This window comes from Streptomyces sp. NPDC058662, assembly GCF_042716255.1.
In the GTDB taxonomy this organism is placed as follows: domain Bacteria; phylum Actinomycetota; class Actinomycetes; order Streptomycetales; family Streptomycetaceae; genus Streptomyces.
Map to the genome: position 1 here is coordinate 1 of NZ_JBHXRU010000175.1, position 6,567 is coordinate 6,567.

Annotated in this window: 8 protein-coding genes; 2 read left to right on the top strand and 6 right to left on the bottom strand. The window is 74.0% G+C overall.

Going from position 1 to position 6,567, the window contains the following annotated elements; translation table 11 throughout:
- Positions 1-53: 53 nt before the first annotated feature.
- Positions 54-899, bottom strand: coding sequence for a sulfurtransferase (locus tag ACFWUQ_RS30755; RefSeq protein ID WP_384544576.1), 846 nt, complete (start codon positions 897-899; stop codon positions 54-56).
- 173 nt (positions 900-1,072) lie between these two features.
- Between ACFWUQ_RS30755 and ACFWUQ_RS30760 the strand changes: the two genes are divergently transcribed.
- Entirely contained in the window at positions 1,073-1,864 is a 792-nt protein-coding gene (locus ACFWUQ_RS30760; RefSeq protein WP_384544578.1) for a VOC family protein, read from the top strand.
- 48 nt (positions 1,865-1,912) lie between these two features.
- Here the strand turns inward: ACFWUQ_RS30760 and ACFWUQ_RS30765 are convergent, their stop codons facing one another.
- Complete coding sequence (locus tag ACFWUQ_RS30765) at positions 1,913-2,404, bottom strand: FBP domain-containing protein (RefSeq protein WP_384544580.1); 492 nt, start codon at positions 2,402-2,404, stop codon at positions 1,913-1,915.
- A gap of 70 nt (positions 2,405-2,474) precedes the next feature.
- Here ACFWUQ_RS30765 and ACFWUQ_RS30770 point away from each other — a divergent pair, with 70 nt between their 5' ends.
- Positions 2,475-3,041: a TetR/AcrR family transcriptional regulator gene (locus ACFWUQ_RS30770; protein ID WP_384544582.1), complete on the top strand. Its 567-nt coding sequence runs from the start codon at positions 2,475-2,477 to the stop codon at positions 3,039-3,041.
- A gap of 33 nt (positions 3,042-3,074) precedes the next feature.
- Here the strand turns inward: ACFWUQ_RS30770 and ACFWUQ_RS30775 are convergent, their stop codons facing one another.
- The 4 genes from ACFWUQ_RS30775 to ACFWUQ_RS30790 form a co-directional block, all read right to left on the bottom strand.
- Positions 3,075-3,725: a thymidine kinase gene (locus tag ACFWUQ_RS30775; protein ID WP_384544584.1), complete on the bottom strand. Its 651-nt coding sequence runs from the start codon at positions 3,723-3,725 to the stop codon at positions 3,075-3,077.
- A 50-nt stretch (positions 3,726-3,775) separates the two neighbouring features.
- Positions 3,776-4,972: an alkaline phosphatase family protein gene (locus ACFWUQ_RS30780; RefSeq protein ID WP_384544586.1), complete on the bottom strand. Its 1,197-nt coding sequence runs from the start codon at positions 4,970-4,972 to the stop codon at positions 3,776-3,778.
- A complete protein-coding gene (locus tag ACFWUQ_RS30785; RefSeq protein WP_073909804.1) occupies positions 4,972-5,568 on the bottom strand; it encodes a DUF5998 family protein in 597 nt (198 codons plus the stop codon). The genes ACFWUQ_RS30780 and ACFWUQ_RS30785 overlap by 1 nt, the downstream gene beginning before the upstream one ends.
- A 50-nt stretch (positions 5,569-5,618) precedes the next feature.
- The coding region (locus tag ACFWUQ_RS30790) for an acetate--CoA ligase family protein (RefSeq protein WP_384544588.1) at positions 5,619-6,567 on the bottom strand (949 nt) is incomplete at its 5' end.

The following is a 6,567-nucleotide window of genomic DNA, read 5'->3' on the forward strand; positions in this document are numbered from 1 at the left end:
ACCGCGGACGCGCGTCCGCGGTGGCGCCTCCCGCGCCGCCGCCGGGCGTGCGGCTACCGCGGGTCCGGGCCCGTGGCCACGGGGCGTCGCGGGTCCGCGGACCACTGGGACCAACTGCCCGCGTAGAGGTCCGCGTCGATGCCCGCCACCGCGAGGGCCAGCACCTGCTGCGCTCCCGAGACGCCCGAGCCGCAGTACACGCCGACGGGTACCGTGCCGCCGGCGCCGAGGGCCTCGAAGCGGCCGCGCAGCACGTCCGCCGGCAGGAATCTCCCGTCCGGGCCCACGTTCTCGGTGGTCGGGGCCGACACCGCGCCGGGGATGTGACCGCCGACCGGGTCGATCGGCTCGACCTCGCCCCGGTACCGCTCGCCCGCGCGTGCGTCGAGGAGCACCCCTGTACGGGCCCGCGCGGCCGCTCCGTCCGCGTCCAGCAGTCCGGTCAGCGCCGAAGTTGGCTTGAAATCGCCCTTGTCGGGAGTCACTCGTTCGGCTGTCACCGCGCCTCCGGCCTCCGCCCACGCAGCCAGGCCCCCGTCCAGGACCCGCACATCGGGGTGGCCCGTCCAGCGCAGCAGCCACCAGCCCCGGGCCGCCGCCCATCCCTGGCCCCCGTCGTACACGACCACCGGCCGGTCCGCCGAGACGCCGGCCCGCCGCATGACCGCTCCGAAGGCCTCCGGGTCCGGCAGCGGGTGCCGGCCTCCCGACCCCGCCGGACCTGCCAGTTCGCGGTCGAGGTCGATGTACACGGCGCCCGGCAGGTGGCCGGCCTCGTACGCGGGCCGCTGGTCGGGGCCTCCGAGCTGCCAGCGGACGTCCAGCAGGACGGGCGGCCGGGAACCGGCCAGTTCGCTCTGCAGTTCGGCGGCGGAGAGGATCGTGGATTTCGCAGTCATACACGCATCTTCCTCCCCGCGCGGGGCACACGGAACAAGCCCGCCACCGGCCGGGCGCACCGATCCGGTCATCTCTGTCCCCCTGGCCCGGACGCGGCCGGTCGGGGCGCGCCGAGCGTCCCGGAGTGGAAGCATCGGCCCGACCGAGCGGGACGACGGAGGAGACTGCTGACATGACCGAGGCAGCGCAAGCGACCCGGCGTACGCCCGGCACACCGTGCTGGGTGAGCCTGATGGTGCACAGCCTCGGTACCACCGAGGACTTCTACGCGGACCTGTTCGGATGGGAGTACGTGGCCGGGCCCGAGCAGCTCGGCCCGTACGTGCGCGCGCTGCTGGACGGCCAGGAGGTGGCCGGGATCGGCGAGATGCCGCCGGACCGGCATCTTCCGGTGGCCTGGACGACGTACCTGGCCACCGACGACGCCGACGCCACGGCCGAGGCCATCCGCTCGTGCGGGGGCACGGTGGCGGTCGGCCCGCTGGACGCCGGGATCGCCGGGCGGGTGGCGATCTGCTCCGACCCGCTGGGGGCGATCTTCGGGATCTGGCAGGCCGCGTCGCGGATGGGTACCCAACTGCACGGGGCGCCGGGCACCCCCGTCTGGAACGAGCTGGTCACCCAGGACAGCTCCACGGTCGGCAAGTTCTACGAGCACGTCTTCGGGCACGAGGCGCTGACGCACGAGACGGCCTCCGACGACTTCGACTACCTGACCCTGCGCCTGGAGGGGCGTCCGGTGGCGGCCGTCCACGGAGTGGGGCGCTCGCTCCCGCACGACCGCGGCCCGCACTGGATGGCGTACTTCGAGGTCGCGGACACCGACGAGGCCGCCGCGCGCGTCGCCGGGCTCGGCGGGCGCGTCGTCGAGCCTCCGCGCGAGGGGCCGCACGGGCGGGTGGCCACGGTGGCGGACCCGGAGGGCGCGGTCTTCACCCTCGTACGGTCCCACCCGGAGACCTGAGCCCGACCGCGCGGCCCCGGGCGGCCCGGCGCCGGGGACCCCGGCGCCTCACGCGGTGACCCGGGAGACGAACGCGGCGAGGTTCACCGCGACCCGCTGGATCCTCTCCTGCGTCGTGAGCGTCTCGTGGAGCCGCGCACCGACCCCCGCGTCCTTCTTCCCGCGCACGTAGAGGGAGCAGGACAGGTCGCTGCAGAGGTAGACGCCCACCGAGTTGCCCTGCTTCCCGGCCTTCCCCGACTTCGGCGCGACCATCAGGGACACGCCGCCGATGTGCGTGGTCACGCACACCGAGCACATGCTGCGCCGGTTCTGCCCGGACGGGGAGCCGGGGCAGCGCAGGGCGAGGCCGGTGGGGCGCCCGTCCAGCTCGGCCACGAGGTAGGTGCGCTCGGGGCTCTGCGGATCGCGCCAGCCCAGGTAGTCCAGGTCGTCCCACGGCCGGTCGGCCAGATCGCGCGGGACGGCCAGGCGCTTCGCCTCGCCGCGGGTGCAGTTCACGAAGGCGGCACGGATCTCTTGCTCGGTCAGGGGCTGCATAGGACGACGCTAAGTTGCCTAAAGCATTTAGGCAACTCCATAATGGGTGAGGTCGACCGAGAGGATGGTTATGGTTCGCGTGGGACTGACCCCGGAACGCCTGGCCCGGGCGGGAGCCGAACTCGCCGATGAGGTCGGCTTCGAGGAGGTGACGGTCTCGGCGCTCGCCCGCCGCTTCGACGTCAAGGTGGCGAGCCTGTACTCGCACGTGCGCAACTCCCGCGACCTCAAGGTGCGGATCGCCCAGCTCGCCCTGGAGGAACTCGCCGACCGGGCCGCCGGGGCCCTCGCGGGCAGGGCCGGCAAGGACGCCCTGACCGCCTTCGGGCACGTCTACCGCGACTACGCCCGGGAACACCCCGGCCGCTACACCGCCACCCAGTTGCGGCTCACCCCGCAGGAGGCGGCCGCCGGCGCCGGCGGCCGGCACGCGCGGATGACACGGGCGATCCTGCGCGGCTACGACCTGCCGGAACCGGACGAGACCCACGCCGTCAGGCTCCTGGGCAGCGTCTTCCACGGCTACGTCAGCCTGGAGGCCGGCGGAAGCTTCAGCCACAGCGCCCCGGACCCGGAGGAGACCTGGCCCAAGATCCTGGACGCCCTCGACGCCCTCCTGCGGAACTGGCCCGCCTAGACCGGCCGTCGGCGGTACCGCCGAGGCGGACGGTCAGGCGTGGTTGACCGGGAGGACGTCCGGGGAGAGGGCGCCCGCGTGGGCCGCGGCCGAGGTCATGCGCCTGCGGTGGTGGCGGCGGCACAGGACCTCGTAGCCGATCTCCTCCGCCGGGCGGTTCACATCGCCGACGACGACCTGGGCGCCCTCGACGACCATCTCCCCGCCCACGGTACGGGCGTTGTGCGTGGCGCGGGCGCCGCACCAGCACAGGGCCTCGACCTGGAGCTGCTCCAGGCGGTCCGCCAGTTCGATCAGGCGCTGCGAGCCGGGGAAGAGTTTGGTGCGGAAGTCCGTCGTGATGCCGAAGGCGAAGACGTCCAGGCCGAGGTCGTCCACGATGCGGGCCAGCTGGTCGATCTGCTCGGGGGCCAGGAACTGCGCCTCGTCCACGATCACGTAGTCGGCCTTGCCGCCCTTGGACAGCTGGGCGACCAGGTACGCGTACAGGTCCATGCCCTCCGGCGCCTCGATCGCCTCCGTCACCAGGCCGAGCCGGGAGGAGAGCTTGCCCTCGCCCGCCCGGTCGTCACGGGTGAAGATCACGCCCTGGAGTCCCCGTGCATCGCGGTTGTGCGCAATCTGGAGCGCCAGGGTGCTCTTTCCGCAGTCCATCGTTCCGGAGAAGAACACCAGCTCGGGCATGGGAAGTACGGGACCTTTCGGGTCGTGGGAGGGTGGGGGCCTTCAGCCGGTCAGGAGCGGATTTCGAGCAGCGGGACGAGCTGCTCGGCCGGGGTCATGGAGCCGTGCATCCCGACGAGCGCGGACTCGTTGGGCTCGTTGCGCGAAGCGGTGATCGCGACGTCCGCCTGGGCGGCCGCGACCACGTCGCCGATCCGGCCCAGCACCCGCTCGTCGCACTCCCCCGGCGTCCCGAACCAGCCCAGTTCCAGGGCCTCTTCGCGGCTGGCGACCCAGAACCGGTCGCCGAGTACCTCGCGCCACACGGTCAGCACATCGGCCGCGGCGCCCGGGACGGCGTACACGTGCCGGGCCCTGCCCTCGCCGCCGAGCAGGGCCACGCCCGCGCCCAGTTCCCAGTCCTCGTCGTAGTCGACGCGGGAGTCCTCGTCGAAGGGCACGTCGACCATGCCGTGGTCCGCGGTCACGTACAGCGCGGTGCGCGGCGGCAGCTGCTCGGCGAGCCGCTGGACCAGCCGGTCCACGTACATCAGCTGGCCGCGCCAGGCGTCGGAGTCCACGCCGTGCCGGTGGCCGGCCCCGTCGAGTTCGCTGTAGTACGTGTACACGAGCGAGCGGTCGCCGGCCGCGAGGCGCTCGGCCGCGAGGTCCATCCGGTCCTCGCCGGTCATCCGGCCCAGGAAGGTACCGCCGCTCAGCGCGACCTTGGTGAGCGGGGTGGTCTGGAAGGCGGGTGAGGACACCTGGGCCGTCGCCACCCCCGCCTTGTCGGCGAGCTGGAAGACCGTAGGGTACGGCTGCCAGGGCTTGGGCTGGGTCCACGGGTGCCAGCGGAGCTGGTTCATCAGCTCGCCGGTGGCCGGGTTGCGCACCGCGTAGCCGGGCAGGCCGTGCCGCGCGGGCGGCAGGCCGGTCCCGACGGAGGCCAGCGAGGTGGCGGTGGTCGCCGGGAATCCCGCGGTGATCGGGCGGCCGGTGCCGCCGCGCGAGCTGCCGAGCAGGGAGGCCAGGTACGGGGCCTCGTCCTGGTGGGCCCTGATCTGCTCCCACCCCATGCCGTCGACGAGGAAGACGCAGTTCCGGTCGGCCGGGGTCAGCTCGGCGATGGAGGCGGTGAAGCCGGGGACGCCCTGGCCGGCCACGAGCGTGGGCAGCAGGTCGGCGAGCGAGCCGGCGCCGTACTCCGGCACGGGGGCTCCGGCGAGGTCCAGCGGTTCCGGCCAGTCCTGCGCGGCGGAGTACGCCATCAGCGGGCGGGGGTGGAGGTGGCCGCGGTGGCCTCGGACAGCGCCTGCGCGAAGACGAGGGTCTGGCGCACCGCCTCCGGGCCGTCGCCCGCCTCGCTGACCCGCAGGCTGAGGTCGTCCGCGGTGGAGTTGCCGGTGTAGCCGTGGTCGGAGTCGCAGTTCGGGTCGCCGCAGGCGGCCGGCTCCAGGTCGATCCGCGAGACCGCGCCCCAGCCGATGGTCAGGACGACCTCGCGGGGCAGGGTGCCCGGGGTGTAGGACTCCGGGTTGGCGACGACCCGGCTGAGGACCACCGAGGAGATGCTGGAGAGCTTGACGGACTCGGTGGAGGTGGTCGCGTACGGGGACGGCGACCCGGCGTCGGCGGCCTGCTCGTCGGTGTGGCTGACGATGAACCGGTTGCCGGTCAGGACCAGCACCGTGACATGGCGGCGCACCTCGTTGGAGTCGAAGGTCGTCTCCTGGTGGACCAGGTACGACGAGATCGGCTCGCCGCCCACCGCGGCCTCCACGGCCTCGGCCACGAGGGCCGGGTAGTAGCCGCTGCGCTCGATCGCCGTGCGCAGCCCCTGGGTCGTCGTACCGGATTTCGCCATGAGGTCCATCCTAAGGCCCGTACGGGGCACCCCGGCCTCGCCGGACCCGCTCAGTAACTGGGCAGGGTCCGCGGGCCGAGATCGCTGCGGGCGGGAGGCCGGGCGACCCGGACGGTGGCGCTCAGCACCGAGAGGCCCTCGGCGGCGACCACGACGGGCTCCAGCGACACACCGACCACCTCGGGGTGGTCGTCCACGAGCCGCGAGAGCCGCAGGAGCAGCTCCTCCAGGGCCCCGGTGTCGACCGGGTCGCTGCCGCGCCAGCCGAAGAGCAGGGGCGCCGCCCGGATCGACCGGATCAGCCCGGCGGCGTCCCGGTCCGTGGCCGGGACGAGCCGGTGGGCGGTGTCCCCGAGCAGCTCGGACGCGACGCCGGCGAGCCCGAAGGAGAGGACGGCGCCCGCGGCCGGGTCGATGACGGAGCGGACCACCGTGTCGACGCCGCGCGGCACCATGGCCTGCACCACCGGCTGGAGCTCCGCCGGCTTGCCCAGTGCCTCGGTGACCTCCTCGTACGAGCGCCGCAGCTCGGTCTCGTTCGTGAGGTCGAGCCGTACGCCGCCCAGGTCCGCGCGGTGGCGCAGGTGCGGGGCGGTCGTCTTGAGGGCCACCGGGTAGCCCAGGATCGAGGCCGCCCGGACCGCCGCGTCGGGGCTGGGCGCGGGCAGGGTGGACAGGACGCGGATCCCGTACCGGGCGAGCAGCTCGCGGGCGTCCCATTCGGCCAGGGTCAGTACGGCTCCGCCGTCGACGTCGGCCATCAGCCGGTCCAGCTGGGCCGCGGCCCCCGCCTCGTCGATGTCCTCGAACTCGGGGACCTGGCGGACCTCGGCGTTGGAGCGCCGCCACTGGCCGTACCGGACCGCCTCGGCGACGGCGCGTACCGCCCGCTCGGCGGCGGGGTAGCTGGGGATCCGGTCGCCCGCCGGCGTCCCGCCCGCGGGCGCGGGGCCCGGGGCCGGGTCCGTCCGCGGCGGCTCGAACGGCAGCGGACGGACC